15 protein-coding genes and 1 tRNA gene are annotated in these 16,066 nt (G+C 30.0%); 2 read left to right on the top strand and 14 right to left on the bottom strand.

The genetic code is table 11. The features are described 5' to 3' along the window. Nucleotides 1-59: 59 nt before the first annotated feature. A complete protein-coding gene (gpmI, locus tag ACEG17_RS06490; protein ID WP_372583034.1) occupies nucleotides 60-1,595 on the bottom strand; it encodes a 2,3-bisphosphoglycerate-independent phosphoglycerate mutase in 1,536 nt (511 codons plus the stop codon). A gap of 635 nt (nucleotides 1,596-2,230) precedes the next feature. Between gpmI and rpsT the strand changes: the two genes are divergently transcribed. Continuing rightward, nucleotides 2,231-2,497, top strand: a complete 267-nt coding sequence (rpsT, locus tag ACEG17_RS06485; protein ID WP_006804906.1) for a 30S ribosomal protein S20 — start codon at nucleotides 2,231-2,233, stop codon at nucleotides 2,495-2,497. A 97-nt stretch (nucleotides 2,498-2,594) separates the two neighbouring features. Here the strand turns inward: rpsT and ACEG17_RS06480 are convergent, their stop codons facing one another. From ACEG17_RS06480 to ACEG17_RS06420, 12 genes are all read right to left on the bottom strand, one after another. After that, nucleotides 2,595-3,224 carry an NADPH-dependent FMN reductase family protein gene (locus tag ACEG17_RS06480; RefSeq protein ID WP_372583033.1) on the bottom strand — a complete coding sequence of 210 codons (630 nt, stop codon included), beginning with the start codon at nucleotides 3,222-3,224 and terminating at the stop codon, nucleotides 2,595-2,597. A 14-nt stretch (nucleotides 3,225-3,238) separates the two neighbouring features. Continuing rightward, complete coding sequence (locus ACEG17_RS06475; RefSeq protein ID WP_372583032.1) at nucleotides 3,239-3,778, bottom strand: flavodoxin family protein; 540 nt, start codon at nucleotides 3,776-3,778, stop codon at nucleotides 3,239-3,241. A gap of 71 nt (nucleotides 3,779-3,849) precedes the next feature. Then, nucleotides 3,850-4,452, bottom strand: a complete 603-nt coding sequence (locus ACEG17_RS06470) for a TetR/AcrR family transcriptional regulator (RefSeq protein WP_372583031.1) — start codon at nucleotides 4,450-4,452, stop codon at nucleotides 3,850-3,852. Between the two features lie 239 nt (nucleotides 4,453-4,691). Continuing rightward, nucleotides 4,692-5,222 (bottom strand): ankyrin repeat domain-containing protein, encoded by a 531-nt coding sequence (locus ACEG17_RS06465; RefSeq protein ID WP_372583030.1) that lies wholly within the window; start codon nucleotides 5,220-5,222, stop codon nucleotides 4,692-4,694. A gap of 581 nt (nucleotides 5,223-5,803) precedes the next feature. Further along, entirely contained in the window at nucleotides 5,804-5,956 is a 153-nt protein-coding gene (locus tag ACEG17_RS06455; RefSeq protein WP_006804911.1) for a hypothetical protein, read from the bottom strand. A gap of 174 nt (nucleotides 5,957-6,130) precedes the next feature. Beyond that, entirely contained in the window at nucleotides 6,131-7,114 is a 984-nt protein-coding gene (gene holA / locus ACEG17_RS06450; RefSeq protein ID WP_372583029.1) for a DNA polymerase III subunit delta, read from the bottom strand. Between the two features lie 104 nt (nucleotides 7,115-7,218). Continuing rightward, nucleotides 7,219-8,838, bottom strand: a complete 1,620-nt coding sequence (locus tag ACEG17_RS06445) for a PTS transporter subunit EIIC (RefSeq protein WP_372583028.1) — start codon at nucleotides 8,836-8,838, stop codon at nucleotides 7,219-7,221. A gap of 112 nt (nucleotides 8,839-8,950) precedes the next feature. Then, nucleotides 8,951-9,646: an N-acetylmannosamine-6-phosphate 2-epimerase gene (locus ACEG17_RS06440; RefSeq protein ID WP_372583027.1), complete on the bottom strand. Its 696-nt coding sequence runs from the start codon at nucleotides 9,644-9,646 to the stop codon at nucleotides 8,951-8,953. Nucleotides 9,647-10,022: 376 nt separating this feature from the next. Further along, nucleotides 10,023-10,937: an SPFH domain-containing protein gene (locus ACEG17_RS06435; RefSeq protein ID WP_372583026.1), complete on the bottom strand. Its 915-nt coding sequence runs from the start codon at nucleotides 10,935-10,937 to the stop codon at nucleotides 10,023-10,025. A gap of 35 nt (nucleotides 10,938-10,972) precedes the next feature. Then, complete coding sequence (locus tag ACEG17_RS06430; RefSeq protein WP_147005889.1) at nucleotides 10,973-11,398, bottom strand: NfeD family protein; 426 nt, start codon at nucleotides 11,396-11,398, stop codon at nucleotides 10,973-10,975. A 424-nt stretch (nucleotides 11,399-11,822) separates the two neighbouring features. Then, entirely contained in the window at nucleotides 11,823-14,468 is a 2,646-nt protein-coding gene (locus tag ACEG17_RS06425; protein ID WP_372583025.1) for a valine--tRNA ligase, read from the bottom strand. Between the two features lie 288 nt (nucleotides 14,469-14,756). Continuing rightward, on the bottom strand, nucleotides 14,757-15,014 hold the full coding sequence (locus tag ACEG17_RS06420; RefSeq protein ID WP_372583024.1) for a SemiSWEET family transporter: 258 nt from the start codon (nucleotides 15,012-15,014) through the stop codon (nucleotides 14,757-14,759). A 150-nt stretch (nucleotides 15,015-15,164) separates the two neighbouring features. Here ACEG17_RS06420 and ACEG17_RS06415 point away from each other — a divergent pair. Further along, nucleotides 15,165-15,240: transfer RNA gene (locus ACEG17_RS06415), tRNA-Thr, on the top strand. A gap of 277 nt (nucleotides 15,241-15,517) precedes the next feature. Here ACEG17_RS06415 and ACEG17_RS06410 read toward each other — a convergent pair. After that, on the bottom strand, nucleotides 15,518-16,060 hold the full coding sequence (locus ACEG17_RS06410; protein WP_372583023.1) for an OmpA family protein: 543 nt from the start codon (nucleotides 16,058-16,060) through the stop codon (nucleotides 15,518-15,520). Nucleotides 16,061-16,066: the final 6 nt, after the last annotated feature.

Raw genomic sequence — 16,066 nt, 5'->3', positions numbered from 1 at the left:
TTTCTTTAAATACACTGTTTTTATATTATCTTTAAAATTATTTTTTAATTATAAAACTATTATTTTATAATTAATGTACTTCCATCCATTTCAGCTGGTTTTTCTAATCCTAATAAATCAAGCATTGTTGGAGTAATATCAGCCAGTTTTCCATCTGTTCTCAATTTTGCATCTTTCATATCATTTGTAATGAAAATGAATGGAACTGGATTTACAGTGTGTGCTGTATGAGGCTCTTTAGTTTCAGGATTTACTAATAAGTCAGCATTTCCGTGATCTGCTGTAATTAATACTGCACCATCAAGTTCCAATACTTTTCTTACAATTTGTCCTGTACAGTTGTCTACTGCTTGACAAGCTTGAATAACAGCGTCAACATTTCCTGTATGCCCAACCATGTCAGGATTTGCAAAGTTTAATACAACTGTGTCAACTTTTCCAGTATTTAATTCTTTAATTAGGTTTTCTTTAACTTCATAAGCGCTCATTTCAGGCTGTAAATCATAAGTTGCAACTTTTGGTGAATCAGACAATAATCTGATTTCCCCTGGATACGGCTCCTCTTTTCCACCATTGAAGAAGAATGTAACGTGTGCATATTTTTCAGTTTCTGCTGTTCTTACTTGAATTAATCCAGCTTTTGATACCACTTCCCCAAATCCATTTATAATTATTTCAGGCGGGAATGCCACTGGTGAACTGAATGTCGCATCATATTGAGCCATTGTAGCAAAGTTTACTTTAGGATAAACTTTTCTTGTAAATCCATTAAATTCAGGGTCAACAAATGTTCTAGTTAATTGTCTAGCTCTATCAGGTCTAAAGTTTGCGAAAATCACACCATCTCCATCTTTAATTAATCCATTGTCTTTTGAACCAATTTTAACAGGTTTTACAAATTTGTCTGTAATTCCTTCTGCATAAGAATTTCTGATTGCCTCATCAGCAGTAGCTGCCAAGTTTCCTTCTCCAGAAGTTAGGGCATTGTAGGCAAGTTCCACTCTGTCCCAGTTATTATCTCTATCCATTGCATAATATCTTCCTACAACTGTAGCAATTTTTCCTACACCAAGTTCATCCAATGCTTTTTGCAATTGAGCCAAGTATTCCACTCCACTTTCAGGAGCAGTATCTCTTCCATCCATAATCGCATGAACATAAACTTCTGTAAGCCCTTTTTTCTTAGCCATATCAACTAATCCAATCAAGTGGTCAATGTGACAGTGAACTCCACCATCAGAAGTTAATCCTGTAATATGTAAAGCTTTTCCATTAGCTTTTGTAGTTTCCATAATATCTGATAACACTTTATTTTCTAAAATTGTACCTTCTTTAATAGCTTTTGAGATTTTTGGCAACATTTGGTAAACAACTCTTCCAGCACCAATATTTGTATGTCCAACTTCAGAATTTCCAAACTGTCCTTCAGGCAGCCCAACAAATTCTCCATCTGCTCTCAATTCAGTATGAGGGTATTCTTTAAGATATTTGTTAAAATTAACTGGATGAGCCAATTTTACTCCATCAACTTCATTATCATGATGATTCATCCCCCATCCATCCAAAATTATTAAAACTACTGGTCTTTTTTTCATAATCTTTCTTCCTTCCATTTTTTAAATAACTTTCTTTTCCTATGTCTATTATACAGATTTTTTCTAAATTTATCAAGGAATTTGAATAAAAAATTTCTCTTTCTTTTTTTATATACCTATTGAAAAAATTATTGTTAATGGATTTTATTTATATAATTCATATATTTTTTCTTTAACAAAATTTTGCTTATTTTAAAACTTATAGAGTCTTTTTTTAAATTATAATTTTTAATCAAAATAGTTATTTATGATTAAATGAAAAATGTCGTGATTTTTTTGGAATGAAAACTACTGTTTGAGCTTTTTCAAAACATTTAAAAAATAAATATCTAAAGGGTCGGTATAACTTTTATTAAAAAGCGAGTTTAGTTTTCATTCAAAAAAAATGCTTAGACGAGCTGGGTTTGCAAAGGGGATAGCGACTGTTCCCCTTTGCTTTATAAAAAAAGAAAAAACATATAAATCACAAAAAAATATTTATTGATTAAAATAACCTAGTATCAAGACAATAGAAAAAAATTATTCTTTATATCTTGATTTTTATTGAAAAAAATGATAATATATTGTGTAATTTGCAATATATTTAACTATATAGCAATTTATTTTATAAGTAAAACTATTGAAAGGAGAAATAAATGGCACACTCAAAATCATCTAAAAAAAGAGTTTTTATTGGTGAAAGAAATGCAGCTAGAAATCAAGCTATCAGAAGCAGAACTAGAACTTTCGTAAAAAAAGTGCTTGCCGCTGTTGAAGCTAAAAATGTCGACGAAGCTAAATCAGCATTACAAGTAGCATATAAAGAATTAGATAAAGCTGTAACAAAAGGTGTTATTAAGAAAAACACTGCATCAAGAAAAAAATCTAGATTAACATTAAAAGTTAATTCATTGGCAAATTAATTTTTTGCTACTGATTGATTTTAAAAAAATTTTTTTAAGATTAACAAAAATAAAAGACTATCACAATCTAAGGATAGTCTTTTTTAGTTATACAATTTTAATTACTTTTTCTGAAAAGTTCTCTTACTCTCAAATTATTTTTTCTACCTTTTAAAATCCATGAAATTGTAGCTTGAAAAAAATACAGGCTTTTTAACCAGTTTGGATTTATATAAATATCCTCATCACTTTTTAAAGTTAGAATATTAGCAGAAAATTTATCTAACACTTTACCTAAATTTTTTAGCGGTCCTTGCCCCAATGGATATTTTTTCAAATGCGGCAACAATTCTCCTGCACCTACACCAATTCCTTGCCCCCATTTCGCATTAACCTTTTCACACCAATTTTTTATCTGTAAAATTGCTAACCGATTTTGTTTACCTTCATAAAATCCATTATTAACTATACAATAAACTCTAGTTGCTGGATTTACAACTTTTTCTTTCTCAAATTCTACAAATAACTTTAATAAATTAGACGGAATACCATCAACATATAATGGAAAAAGAAATATTAAAACATCACTATTATAGATTTCATTTTTATTTTCATCATTTAATCTAAAATAAATTGAATAATATTTTTTTATTTCATTTTCTTTAAGCAAGGATGATAAATAATTTCCCAATATTTCAGAATTGCTTTTAATTGCTTTTGGACTTCCGTTTATTATACTAATTTTCATATCTCATCATTCTCCTAATCTTCCAAAAAAGAAACCTTAAAAGTTTTCACATCTAAATTTACGCTATTAGCCTTTACTATTTCTTTAGCGGCTATCTTTTCATTTGATGACAAATTTTTTCCATAAAAATACACATTTAACCCAAATTTTGTTTTATTTCGTGGGATATGGTGCATCTCTTTATTTTTAAATTTAAAAAATGGTAATAAATATGGAATTGTCCTATCTAGCACATTTTTTACAAATGGACTGTAAGAACCATAGACACATTGACTTATAATCACAACTTTATCTGCTTTTGAATATAATTTTGCTAAACTTTCATATCCATCCCTAATTTTACACTTCCCAGGTGTTTTAATCCAGCATTCAAAACATCCCATACAGCTTTTAATTCTACCACTGTCACAAATTATAGACACATCTTCATCAACTATTATTTTCTTTTGAGTTATACTATCTTTTATTTTATCCATAATTTTTTCCTTTTTTTCAATTTTCCACTTTAAATTTTTCAATTTTTCATCGTCTAAATCGTGTATAATTAATTCCATATTTCTCACCTTCCATAGATATATTAAAATCTATCTAAAATTTAACTGCTAGATATTAATCAAATTTAAGATTACCTTGCTATACAAACTGATTTTATTATCTCCTCTATTTTTTCTTCCCAGCTTTCAGAATACTTTATATCATTTGTAATCATTATTGTTGTTAATCCTTGTACCAACGCCCACATCGCTATAATTTTATCTTGCATAGCCTGATTTGGCACTCCCATTTTTTCAAGTATTTTTATCGCCTCAATTTTTAATATACTAAAGGCTTTTTCGCTATTATTTTCTATTTCTGAAAACTTTGAAAATAAATCTATTTTCATATTTTTTCTTGAAATCATAAAATGATAATATCTGTGATTCTCACAAAAAAACATAACGTACGTTTTTCCTAATTTTACCAATAAATTCTCTTTATTTTCGTATTTTTTCCTTGTTCTATCAAGTTCCGTTGCCAATATTCCCCATATATAATCACTCATTGCGTAAAGTAAATCGCTTTTTTTCTTAAAATATGTATACGGTGCCGCATTACTTACCCCACACATTTTAGCTACTTTTCTTAAAGATAATTTTTCTTCTCCTTCTTCATTTATCACCTCTATCCCCTTTTCAATCAATTCTTCCCGTAAATTTCCATGATGGTAACTTTTTTTAGATTTTTCCATACTTAAATTTCCCCTAACTTTCATTATCTTATCACTGTAAAGATTATACAACTTAATCTTATCACTGTCAAGTTTGTTTTAAAATTTTATTACTACTTTTTAACTGGGATTATTATAAATTTACTATTTTTATAAAATTTATTGGGTAAAAAGTTGTTTTAAAAATTCAAATTATATGTAATATTAAAAAAATAACCGCTGCCTTTTACAACAACGGTTATTTAAAAATTCTAATTTTCTTATTTCAAATTATATTTCTTTACATAGTCTTCCATCATTTGTACTGCTATCGGTCTATTAGATCTTCTCGCAAATTCAATTACTGTTAGTCCCCATTTATCTTTTACTAAGAGAGGAAGTCCTGGTTGAGAAAATATCAGTTGGTATAACGGTAACATTTCTATTTCAGGAGTACCGATGTTAAACAACATTTTGAATGAAACTGTTTTCTCTTTCTTATGCATTACTGTTATATCTGCTCCTTTTTCCAATAACGTTTTACATAAAATTGTAGTTTTTACTATATCTTGTCGTCCATAAGAAAACAAAGGAAAAAACATACTCATTCCATCTTCTGTTATTATTTTAACATCAGCTCCTTTATTTATTAAAAAATTTGCTATTTTATATCTTTCTTTTGATTTTGTATTACATAACGCTGTGAAAAGTAAACTTCGTCCTGATGGACTTATTTCATTTTGATCTCTTTCTTTAAATATTTTTAAAAATTCTTCATATGTTCCCATTAATGTTGCTGAATAAATTGTCATAGCTTTTTATCCTTTCTTTATTTTATAGGTATTTTCATTTCTTGTTTTTGAATTATATTTTGTATATTATTTATATAATCTGGCTTATATTCTAATAATGGTACTGTTTTGTATTCTAATTGGAGTGTCCCCCAAAATTTAGACTATTTTTAAGCAATTTCTTTGTTTTCTTATGCTTTCTTCGTATTCATTCGGACTTGTAAATCCTATTTTACTGTGTATTCTACTGTTATTATACCACACTTCTTTATAATTGTATATTTCTGCTTTATGTTTCTAGATTTTCAAACCTTTACTGCAATATAAGGTTTTGTGGCAATAAGCAATCCTATGAAAGTAAAAAAGAAAAAATATAGTAATATGAAAAAATATTTATCAATCAAAATATCTAAAAAATTATTTAGTTAAATGGTTATAAATCAATTATCAAACAACCTTATTATAAAAAATTATCCCTATTTTTAAATAGGATTTAGTATAAAAATCCTTATAAAATAAAAAAGAGAGCGTCTAAATGCACCCTCTTTCATTATTTTCTGACAATAATCAGTTTATATTAAAACTTAATTTCACAATAAGTTTTATTTCTTTACTTTTTCCGCCTCATCTTTCTTCTTTAAATCTTTATCTCTTTCCTTATCTTCCTCCTGTTTTACTCCCCACGCTTCTGGCTTAGGCACACAAATTGGACGTCCTTCTGGCAACATATCCCATATTTTTTTTAATATTCCCATTAGAAATACACCTCTTTTATGTTTACTTTCAAATTTTATTCGTATTCTTTAATTTTTTTGTTGAAATTCTATCAGTTGCAGTTAAAATAGCTTTTAAGCAATCTATTTATAAATCAATTATTTAAACATCTTTGTTCGATGTTTATATTTATTCATATTTTAGGATTTCTAAAATTATTTTTTTCTAAATAATGAGCAAATTTCCATAATTAACATTTCCACTCCTGTTTCCATTTCTATTTTACCAGTCTTTATATCCTTTTCTATTTCCCAGCATCTAAAAACTAATTTTTTTAAACTGGTATTTGTGTAGTTTTGTTCCAATTCTATTTTTTTGAAAATTACATAGGAATTTGGGATTCTGTTATTGGATTTAAAAATTTCCTTTATTTCTTCAAATTCAATTTTAAAAGTGTTGTAATTTTTACTGAATTTTCGCCCTTTCATTTTTAACGAGCTTATTTTGTACATTATTTCAAGTTCATTGTAAAGAGAATACAAGATTCCCATATATTCTTTTTTTTGCTCCAAGTATCTCATTACATCCGCTGGATTGTTTAACAATATGTTTCGGGTCATTTCATAAATTTGATAATCTTTTTCAATAGATACAATATTTTTAATTTTTTCAATATCAAACTTTTTTCCATCCAGAAAAATCTTAATTTTTGCAACTTCATTTCTGACCTTAAACGGATTGCTTCCTATCATTTCAAGAAGCATTGCCACATCCCTTGCGTTTATATCCAATTCATTTGCAACATAAGCCCGTATTTCCTCTTCTGTTTCCTTTTGAAATAAAAAAACTTCCATTTGCTTATTTTTACTAAATTCATCCAGCAGCTTTTTTAATTTTACTCCAAATTTCCCGTCTTCCTTGTCATAATCAATAATAATTTCCTTATTTACTATCTCAAGGTTTGCTACGTATTTCAAAATTTCCTCAATATTTTTAAGCTTTTCTGCTCTTTTCAATACAACCAGTTCCTGACTTGAAAATATGGAATTAATATTTATTTTTTCCAAAAATTTTTCATTTTCCTTCAAATCCACGTCAAAAAAACTTTCACTAATTCCAATATTTTTTTTCCGAATTTTCTCCAAAAGTTCAAAATACTTAAATTCTCTTTGCTTTTTTCCTCCAATAAAATAAATCATTTATTTCCTCACGTCTATAATTATTTTTATTTCTTGAGAAAATTATATCAAATTTTTTGTATAATTTGAACTTTAAAACAAAAAACAAATAAAATTTGTAAAAATTATATTCTATATTTTTCTCTTATTTGATTTTTATATGTTTCAGCCTGAGTTCCGTACACTACTTGAATTCCTTTTCCAGAACGAATTACACCTTTTGCTTGCAATTCTTTCCATCTCGCATCATCAGCAACTATAGAAGCATCTTTTACAGTAACTCTAAGTCTTGTAATGCAGGCATCTATATTTTCTATATTTTCTGCTCCACCTAATGAAACTACTATATTGTCTATAAGTTCTGTATTTTCTTTAGCTTCGTTATAATCTTTTCTTGTGTAAAGTTTATTTTCAGAATCTCCTCTACCTGGTGTAAGAATATTAAATTTCAAAATTAATGTTTTGAACACAAAATAATATACAAGTGCATATACAGGGCCTAATATTAGTATCCAGTAATATGAAGTCTTTGCATTTCCTTGTAAAAGTCCAAAGAAAGTGAAATCTATAATTCCTCTTGAAAATGTAATTCCTACTGCCACATTAAGCACATACATTAGCATATAGGCAAGTCCTTCAAGCACTGCATGAATTACGTATAATACAGGTGCTACAAATAAGAAAGTAAATTCTATCGGTTCAGTTATTCCTGTAAGGAATGATGTCAATGCGGCTGATAGCAATATTCCTTTTATAGCCGCTTTATTCTTGTCATCTGCAGTTCTGTACATTGCAAGGGCTGCTGCAGGTAATCCAAACATCATAGGTAAAAATCCACCTGTCATTGTTTTTGTCGCTGCTGCACTAAAATGTTTTACTGACGGATCTGCAAGCTGTGCAAAGAATATATTTTGCCCTCCTGCTACCATCTGTCCTCCCACTTCCTGATAACCTCCAAGCTGAGTATACCAGAACAGAGGGTATATCGCATGGTGTAATCCAAATACATTTAACAATCTCATTGTAAATCCATAGAAGAATGTTCCTATAGCCCCTGTAGCTGCAAACATTTCTCCAGCTTTTACAATTCCCATAAAGATTGTAGGCCAAACAAACGGAAATATTGCTGCCAAAGGAATAAATAAAATAATTGTCATAACAGGCACAAATCTATTTCCGCTGAAAAATGCCAAATAATCAGGTAATTTTTTATCTGAAAACTTGTTTGTAATTGCCGAAGCCACAATACCACACACGATACCGCCAAATACACCTGTCTGTAATGTAAATATTCCAAGTTCCTTCGCATATAATGCCGCTGTCCCCCTTGCCGCAGCTTCACTCAAACCTTTTCCAATAAGAGCATCATAAGTTACTGAATCAGGAGTTATTCCTTTAAAACTGAGTATTGTTCCTATTATAGTATGAAAAAGCAAAAATCCTAAAACAGCTGATAAAGCGGCAGTTTCTTTATTTTTATTTGCAAGCCCTATAGCTACACCAACCGCAAACAGTAAAGGTAAATTTGCAAAAACAAATAATCCTGTGTTAGAAAACAGCTGCATAAGGTAATTCAACGGAGTTCCCGGTTCAAGAAAAGTTAAATTATACGTTTTTATAAGGACGGGATTTGTAAAAGAACCTCCCACTCCTAAAAGTATTCCTGCCATTGGCAAAACTGCAATAGGAAGCATAAAAGCCCTTCCTATTTTCTGTAATACTGCAAAAATTCCATTATTTTTCATAGCATATACCCTATCGAAACCATTTAAAATATTAAATTATTCTCCTTTCCTGTGTTATAAAATAGTTTCAATAATTTCCTTTCTATAATATTTATTTTTAATTACTAATTTTTTATTTCTTCATTTCCCTGACAAATCTTTGAGCTATTTCAAGGGGTCTTGTTATAGCACCTCCGACAACTACTGCAAATGCACCCAATTCCAGCATTTTTTTTGCCTGCTTCGGCTCGTGTATTTTTCCTTCTGCTATTACTGGAATATGAATTGTTTTAGCAAGATTTTCTACTAATTCAAAGTCAGGCCCTTCTGATTTTTTACTATAGGGAGTATAGCCACTAAGTGTTGTTCCTACAAAATCTACACCAGCTTTCTCAGCATTCACACCTTCTTCGAATGTTGAAATATCTGCCATTAATAGCACATCAGGATATTTTTCCCTAATTTTTTTTATAAATTCATTTATTGTTTTTGCTTCAGGGCGTTCTCTCATTGTACAGTCTAGTGCAATTATATCGGCTTTAGCTTTCACTAAATCATCTATTTCCTTCATCGTTACAGTTATATGCTGAGGAAATCCTTCATATTGCTTTTTGATTAATCCTATAACAGGTAAATCTAAGTTTTTTTTGATTTCTTCAATATCTCTTATTCCATTTGTTCTTATTCCTGCTGCTCCAGCCTGTTCTGCCGCAATAGCCATAAGATGCATTATAGTCCCATTTTCTATATAAAGAGGTTCTCCAGGCAATGCCTGGCACGAAACAATCAATTTCCCTTTTAATTTTTCCAATAATTTTTCTTTACTCATAATTACACCTTCTTTTATCCTTCAATTAATATTTCTTATATTCCTATGTTACCCCATTTTTTTAATTTGTCAATAGAAAAACTTTTTAATTTTTTATTATAAAAAAAATTTTTTTTTAATCTTTTTCAAATTATAGTCAATCTACTTAAAAATTGAAATAAAAATAACAAATTATACTAACCCCCGTTTAAAAAATAAAAATTATATCTTAAATTATTTGAAAATATTAGATTTATATCTTTTATTAGAAAAGTTTATAATAAATCCGTTATTTAAATGGGGTTAGTATTAGCTATTTTTACATCTTAGTTTTATTGCATTTCTATTAAAAATTTTCAAAAAAAAAGACTGAACATTTTGTCCAGTCCCATATAATCTATTTTTGTTCCACATCTTTATCTTTTTTAGCAAGTTCCGAAAATGCGGTAACCATTCCAGCCAGATTTTGCAGCTCGCTTGGAATAATAATTTTTGTGGCTTTTCCATCTGCCACTTTTTCAAATGTTTCCATTCCTTTTAGTGACAATACCTCTTTTGTTGGTGCTGCTTCGTTTAACAGTTTCAACGCTTCTGCTTGTGCTTTTTGAATTGATAAAATTGCTTCTGCACGCCCTTCTGCTTCTTTTATCTGCTGTTCCTTTTTAGCTTCTGCTCTTAAAATTGCAGCCTGTTTTTCTCCTTCTGCAACCAAGATTGCCGCTTCTCTTTTTGCTTGTGCTTCCAGAATGTTTGCCCTTTTTTCACGCTCTGCTTTCATTTCCTTTTCCATTGCTACACGAATGTCAGATGGTGGCAAAATGCTTTTCAATTCCACACGGTTTACTTTTATTCCCCAAGGATCTGTGGCATCATCCAGTTCTTGACGCATTTTTGTGTTGATAATGTCTCTTGAAGTCAATGTCTGGTCAACTGTCATATCTCCAATAATATTTCTCAAAGTTGTTGCTGTCAAATTTTCAATTGCCGAAAGTGGACGCTCTACTCCATAAGTGTACAACTTTGGGTCAGTTATCTGAAAATAAACAACTGTATCAATTTGCATTGTAGCGTTATCCTTTGTAATAACAGGCTGAGGTGGGAAATCCACAACTTGTTCTTTTAAAGACACACTTCTTGCAACTCTGTCAAAAAATGGATTCAGAAAACTAAGTCCTGAATTTAAAGATCTGTCGTATTTTCCCAATTTTTCAATTATAAGTACACGTGATTCCGGTACAATCTTTATTGATTTAAAAATGTAAATTAATGCTATTACAATAAGAATAACTATTAATGGTAAAGTCCAGTACATAATAATATTACCTCCTATTTTTATTTAAAAAATTATTACTTTCTTTCAAGAATTATCTTGTTGCCTTTAAAACCTTTAATTTTAACAATTTCTCCATTTGACAATATTTCCTCACTTACTCCTGTCCAAATGGATCCTTTAAATTTTACTTCATATTCCTTTTCAGCTTGTTTAGTATCGACTACTTTTTCAATTTTTACATCAGTCCCTTTCATGCTCGCATCAAAATTTGTCTTTCTTTGCGATTCAATATATTTTCTCAAGACTGGACGTGTGAAAATTAGGAAAATTACTGAAAGCACAGCGAATATTAAAAACTGTATTAGCGAATCTTCTATAAAATTTGCAAGAAACATTACAATTAAAGCTGAAAGTGCAAACCAAATTGTTACAAGTCCTGGAATAATTATTTCCAGAATTGCTGTTATTCCTGACAAAATTGCCCAAAATAATGCTCCCATTTTTCTCTCTCCTTTTTTATCTGATAAATACTTTAGCTACAAAATCTTAAAGTCCTGAAACACCCACTCCAACATGAATCGAATTTGTCCCTTTTCCAGTACTGCTGCAAGCCACAAGCGTGAACAAAATCATAATCAAAATCATTAGTTTTTTCATTTCATCTCACCTCTTAAAAAATTTTTTTCATTTAGGTAGCTTGAAATCTAGAAATAAACTCCAACTCCACCATGCAATCCACCTGGTCCAACACCTACATTAGCTGATAAGCACGAACTTAAAGCCAAAGTCAATAAGACCAATATCAAAAGCTTTCTCATATTTCCTCCATTTTAAATTTATTTTGTTTAATGTATTTTACAATTATAATCTTAATTTTTCAAGTTTTTTATTCATTAAACTTGTCTGATAGCTTAAATCCCAATACTATTTATACAAATTCATTGATTCCTTAAACTTAGCAATTTTGTTTTCAAGCTCTTCTTTTATTCTTCTTTCTTTTTCCACAGCTTCAGGTTTTGCTTTTGCAACAAAATTTTCATTAGATAATTTTTTCAATACTTTATCCAGTTCAACTTGAGTTTTTTCAATGCTTTTCTCCAATTTTTCAATTTCCTTGTCTAAATCAATTAACTCTGCTAACGGAACAAAAATCTCAGTTGTGTCAACCAATCTAAATCCTACAAGTTTTGGAATTTCCACATTAAATTCATATTTTTCAACATTTGCCAGTTTATCCAGTATTTTGGCATTATTTTGTAAAATATTTATTGCATTTTCATCAGCTGTCTTGAAAATAACTTCAATTTTCTTAGATGGCGAAACATTTGCTTCTCCACGGATATTTCTAATTGCTGAAATAATTTCCTTCAGATAGTCAAATTCCTTTTCAGCATCAATATTTATAAACTCTTTTTCTTCTTTTGGAAAATCTGATAACATAATTGTTTCTTCGCCAGTCTGCAATTTTTGCCAAATTTCTTCAGTAATAAACGGCATAAATGGATGCAGCATTTTAAGCCCTTTATCAAGAACGTGTCTTAATACCCACTGAGCCACAACTTTATCACTGCCTTCCTGTCCATAAACACGTGTTTTGGCAATTTCTACATACCAGTCACAGAAATCTCCACGGAAAAATTCGTATGCCAATTTTGCAGCGGCGTCCAGTTCATATTTTTCCATATTTTCATTAATCAATTTTGAAGCAGTCTGCAATTTGGATAAAATCCATTTATCTTCAAGTTTAAATTCTGAATTATCCACAGTTGTTGAAACATCAAAATCTTCCAGATTTGACAACACAAATCTTGATGCATTCCACACTTTATTAGCAAAAGCTGAACCCATTTCAAGCAGTTTTTCTGAAAAATGAATGTCCTGTCCTTGTGAAGTATTGTATAAAAAGCTGAATCTTATTGCATCTGCACCATATTTTGCTATCAAGTCAAGCGGGTCAGGAGAGTTTCCTAGAGATTTACTCATTTTTCTACCTTTTTCATCCCGTATAATTCCATGCAGATAAACATAATTAAATGGAATTTCATCTTTTATATAAAGGCTCATCATTACCATTCTTGCTACCCAGAAGAACAATATGTCTGCACCTGTAACAAGTGCATTTGTTGGAAAGAATTTTTTCAAGTCTTCAGTTTCATTTGGCCAGCCTAATGTTGAAAATGGCCATAATGCTGATGAAAACCAAGTATCAAGCACATCTGTTTCTTCTGTCAAATTCACATCTTTTCCAAATTTTTCACGTGCCTGCACTTTTGCCTCTTCCAGACTTTTTGCCACAAAAACTGTTCCGTCTTCTGCATAATAGGCAGGTATTCTGTGTCCCCACCAGATTTGACGTGAAATTGTCCAGTCCCTTATGTTTTCCAGCCAGTTGTAATAAACTTTTTCCCATCTTTTTGGCGTAATTTGAATTTTTCCATTTTTTACAACTTCCAATGCTCTTTTTGCAAGTGGCTCCATTTTTACAAACCATTGAGTAGAAACTCTTGGCTCGATAATTGAATTACATCTGTAGCAATGCCCTACAGCATTCTTATGATCTTTTACTCCAACTAGCAGTCCCTGCTCTTCCAAATCAGCAAGTATAGCCTTTCTAGCTGCAAATCTTTCTAACCCTTGATATTTCCCACCATTTTCATTTACATGCGCATCTTCTGTAAAAATATTTAAAAATGCAAGTCCAGTTCTTTTTGCCACTTCAAAGTCGTTAGGATCGTGTGACGGAGTCATCTTAACTACCCCAGTCCCAAATTCCATATCTACATATTCATCTGCCACAATTGGAATTTCTCTGTTCATAAGAGGTAAAATTACAGTTTTTCCAATCAGATGCTTGTATCTTTCATCATTTGGATTTACTGCAACTCCTGTATCTCCAAGCATTGTTTCAGGACGAGTTGTAGCAATTACAAATTCTTCATCGCTATCTTTAATCGGGTATCTGATTTCCCAGATTTTTCCATTTTTATCCTCGTGATTTACCTCATCATCAGCAAGTGCTGTCTTGTCGTGCGGACACCAGTTTACAATGTATTCTCCACGATAAATAAGCCCATCATTGTAAAGTTTGATAAACACTTCCTTTACAGCTTCTGAAAGCCCTTCATCCATAGTAAATCTCTCTCTTGTCCAGTCCAGCGAAACTCCCAGTTTTCTAAGCTGCTTTGTAATCAGCCCGCCATGTTTTTCCTTCCATTCCCAAGTTCTTCTCAAAAACTCATCATACCCAATTTCTTCTTTAGAAGTTCCTTCATCAGCCAGCATTCTCTCAACTTTATTTTGCGTAGCAATCCCAGCATGATCCATCCCTGGAATCCAAAGTGTATCAAATCCGCTCATTCTCTTATATCTAATAATTGCATCCTGTATCGAGTTGTTAAGCATATGACCCATATGCAAAATCCCTGTAACATTTGGTGGTGGAATAGCAATTGAATATCCTGGCTTTTCTGCATTATGCTGTGCATTAAAATATCCTTTTTCTTCCCATATTTTATACCATTTATCTTCTATCTCATTTGGTGAATAAACTTTATTCAGTTCATTTGGCATTATTTTTCCTCCTATTTTAATTTCATATAATCAACTCACTTAAAAACTAGAGCAAAAATATATAAAAACAATGAATTGGCTAATAACTATAGCCCAATCCTCCACTCTCATTTTAAACTAGAATTGCTATATTTTTTTATTTTACAGATCAATTAAATTATATTGTATATTTTATCACAAAGCTGATTTTTTTTCTACTTTTATAAAGAAATTATGAAAAAAAAGCTCATAAAAATGATTGATTATCATTCAAATGAACTTCACAATAAATTTTTAAAATTAAATTGTCTAAAATGCCGTGATTGTTGCAAGTAGTCCAAAGATTACTCCTGGCAAGTTTGCTGCTGACAGCGGATAATCTTTTTTCTCTTTTAAAAGACCATAACTTGTCCATATCGTACAGTTAATTGTAGCTGCTGAAGGCTGTAGGAAAAATGTTTTATTCCCATGTAAATTCCCCATTATTTGTGGAACATAAGACACATACATTATTACAGAAAGTAATGTTCCAAGCCATCCTAAGATTTTTAAATTTTTTTCGCTCACTTTGTTCTCGAATCTTTTAAATTTCAATAAAATTAACAAGTATTAATAATAAAAGTATATCACAAAGTCTTTTGAAAAAACAACAAAAAATCAAATTAAATTTTCCTTGACATTACAATAAAAATTCGATATAATATTTTTGTAAATTTTGCCGCTTTAGCTCATCTGGTAGAGCAACTGACTTGTAATCAGTAGGTGGTTGGTTCGAGTCCGACAAGCGGCACCACTTTATAAAAATCACTCATATTATAATTTTAGAACTATTTTATTAAAATAAAATAGTTTTTTTTTGAAAATATCAACTTTAACTTTTGGTATTAAATCATAAAATATTTTATAACTCAAAAAGAACAGTAATCATAAAAATTTATAATATACTCGAACCTATTTAAAATTGAACTGATAAAAATTATATAATTTAAGGTTTGAGTAAAATAGTCATAATTTTTGAGTTCTATTTTTAACTAGTTTTACTATAATATTTCTTTAAATATATTTGATATTTATTTATTTATAAATCTTGATTCTTTATATTCCAAATCATTTAAAATGATTTCAATTCTTCTATTATTATATCTTCCTTCTACAGTTTCATTTGTATCCTTAGGTTCTTCCCCACCTTTTCCTATAATTTTCACAATGGAAAATCTTTTATCTAATCCATATTCCCGCAATAATTTAGCTGCATTTACTGCCCTTTCCAAAGATAATTTTCGATTATGTTTTTTTGAACCAGTTGAATCTGTATACCCTATAATTTCAAGATAACCTTTTTCTATATGGGTATTAAGCATATTTGCAATGTATTTCAAATCATAACTTTCAGATTCATTCATTTTTTCTCCATCCACCTTAAATCCACGAACTACACATTTTCCATATGTCAAATCACAAGGTGGAAAACCGCAAATTATCTGAGTTGACTTTGGGGGTTCTGGAATATAATCAGTATTTCCCGTATTAATTTTTTCTTCTTTTTTTCTAATTTCCTCTGCCTGTACACTCATACCTATTACTATCATCAAAAGTATAATTAATTTTTTCATAATCTT

The organism is Leptotrichia hongkongensis, assembly GCF_041538065.1.
GTDB lineage: Bacteria > Fusobacteriota > Fusobacteriia > Fusobacteriales > Leptotrichiaceae > Leptotrichia > Leptotrichia hongkongensis.
The sequence above is the reverse complement of the archived record's forward strand: the minus strand, read 5'-3'. Positions and strand labels throughout refer to the sequence as shown.

Bases quoted from the DNA above. Each gene is read 5' to 3' on its own strand.
- rpsT (WP_006804906.1), top strand. From the start codon at position 2,231: ATGGCACACTCAAAATCATCTAAAAAAAGAGTTTTTATTGGTGAAAGA.
- ACEG17_RS06470 (WP_372583031.1), bottom strand. From the start codon at position 4,452: ATGGAAAAATCTAAAAAAAGTTACCATCATGGAAATTTACGGGAAGAA.
- ACEG17_RS06475 (WP_372583032.1), bottom strand. From the start codon at position 3,778: ATGGAATTAATTATACACGATTTAGACGATGAAAAATTGAAAAATTTA.
- ACEG17_RS06480 (WP_372583033.1), bottom strand. From the start codon at position 3,224: ATGAAAATTAGTATAATAAACGGAAGTCCAAAAGCAATTAAAAGCAAT.
- ACEG17_RS06465 (WP_372583030.1), bottom strand. From the start codon at position 5,222: ATGACAATTTATTCAGCAACATTAATGGGAACATATGAAGAATTTTTA.
- ACEG17_RS06445 (WP_372583028.1), bottom strand. From the start codon at position 8,838: ATGAAAAATAATGGAATTTTTGCAGTATTACAGAAAATAGGAAGGGCT.
- ACEG17_RS06440 (WP_372583027.1), bottom strand. From the start codon at position 9,646: ATGAGTAAAGAAAAATTATTGGAAAAATTAAAAGGGAAATTGATTGTT.
- gpmI (WP_372583034.1), bottom strand. From the start codon at position 1,595: ATGAAAAAAAGACCAGTAGTTTTAATAATTTTGGATGGATGGGGGATG.
- ACEG17_RS06410 (WP_372583023.1), bottom strand. From the start codon at position 16,060: ATGAAAAAATTAATTATACTTTTGATGATAGTAATAGGTATGAGTGTA.
- ACEG17_RS06425 (WP_372583025.1), bottom strand. From the start codon at position 14,468: ATGCCAAATGAACTGAATAAAGTTTATTCACCAAATGAGATAGAAGAT.
- ACEG17_RS06430 (WP_147005889.1), bottom strand. From the start codon at position 11,398: ATGGGAGCATTATTTTGGGCAATTTTGTCAGGAATAACAGCAATTCTG.
- ACEG17_RS06455 (WP_006804911.1), bottom strand. From the start codon at position 5,956: ATGGGAATATTAAAAAAAATATGGGATATGTTGCCAGAAGGACGTCCA.
- ACEG17_RS06435 (WP_372583026.1), bottom strand. From the start codon at position 10,937: ATGTACTGGACTTTACCATTAATAGTTATTCTTATTGTAATAGCATTA.
- holA (WP_372583029.1), bottom strand. From the start codon at position 7,114: ATGATTTATTTTATTGGAGGAAAAAAGCAAAGAGAATTTAAGTATTTT.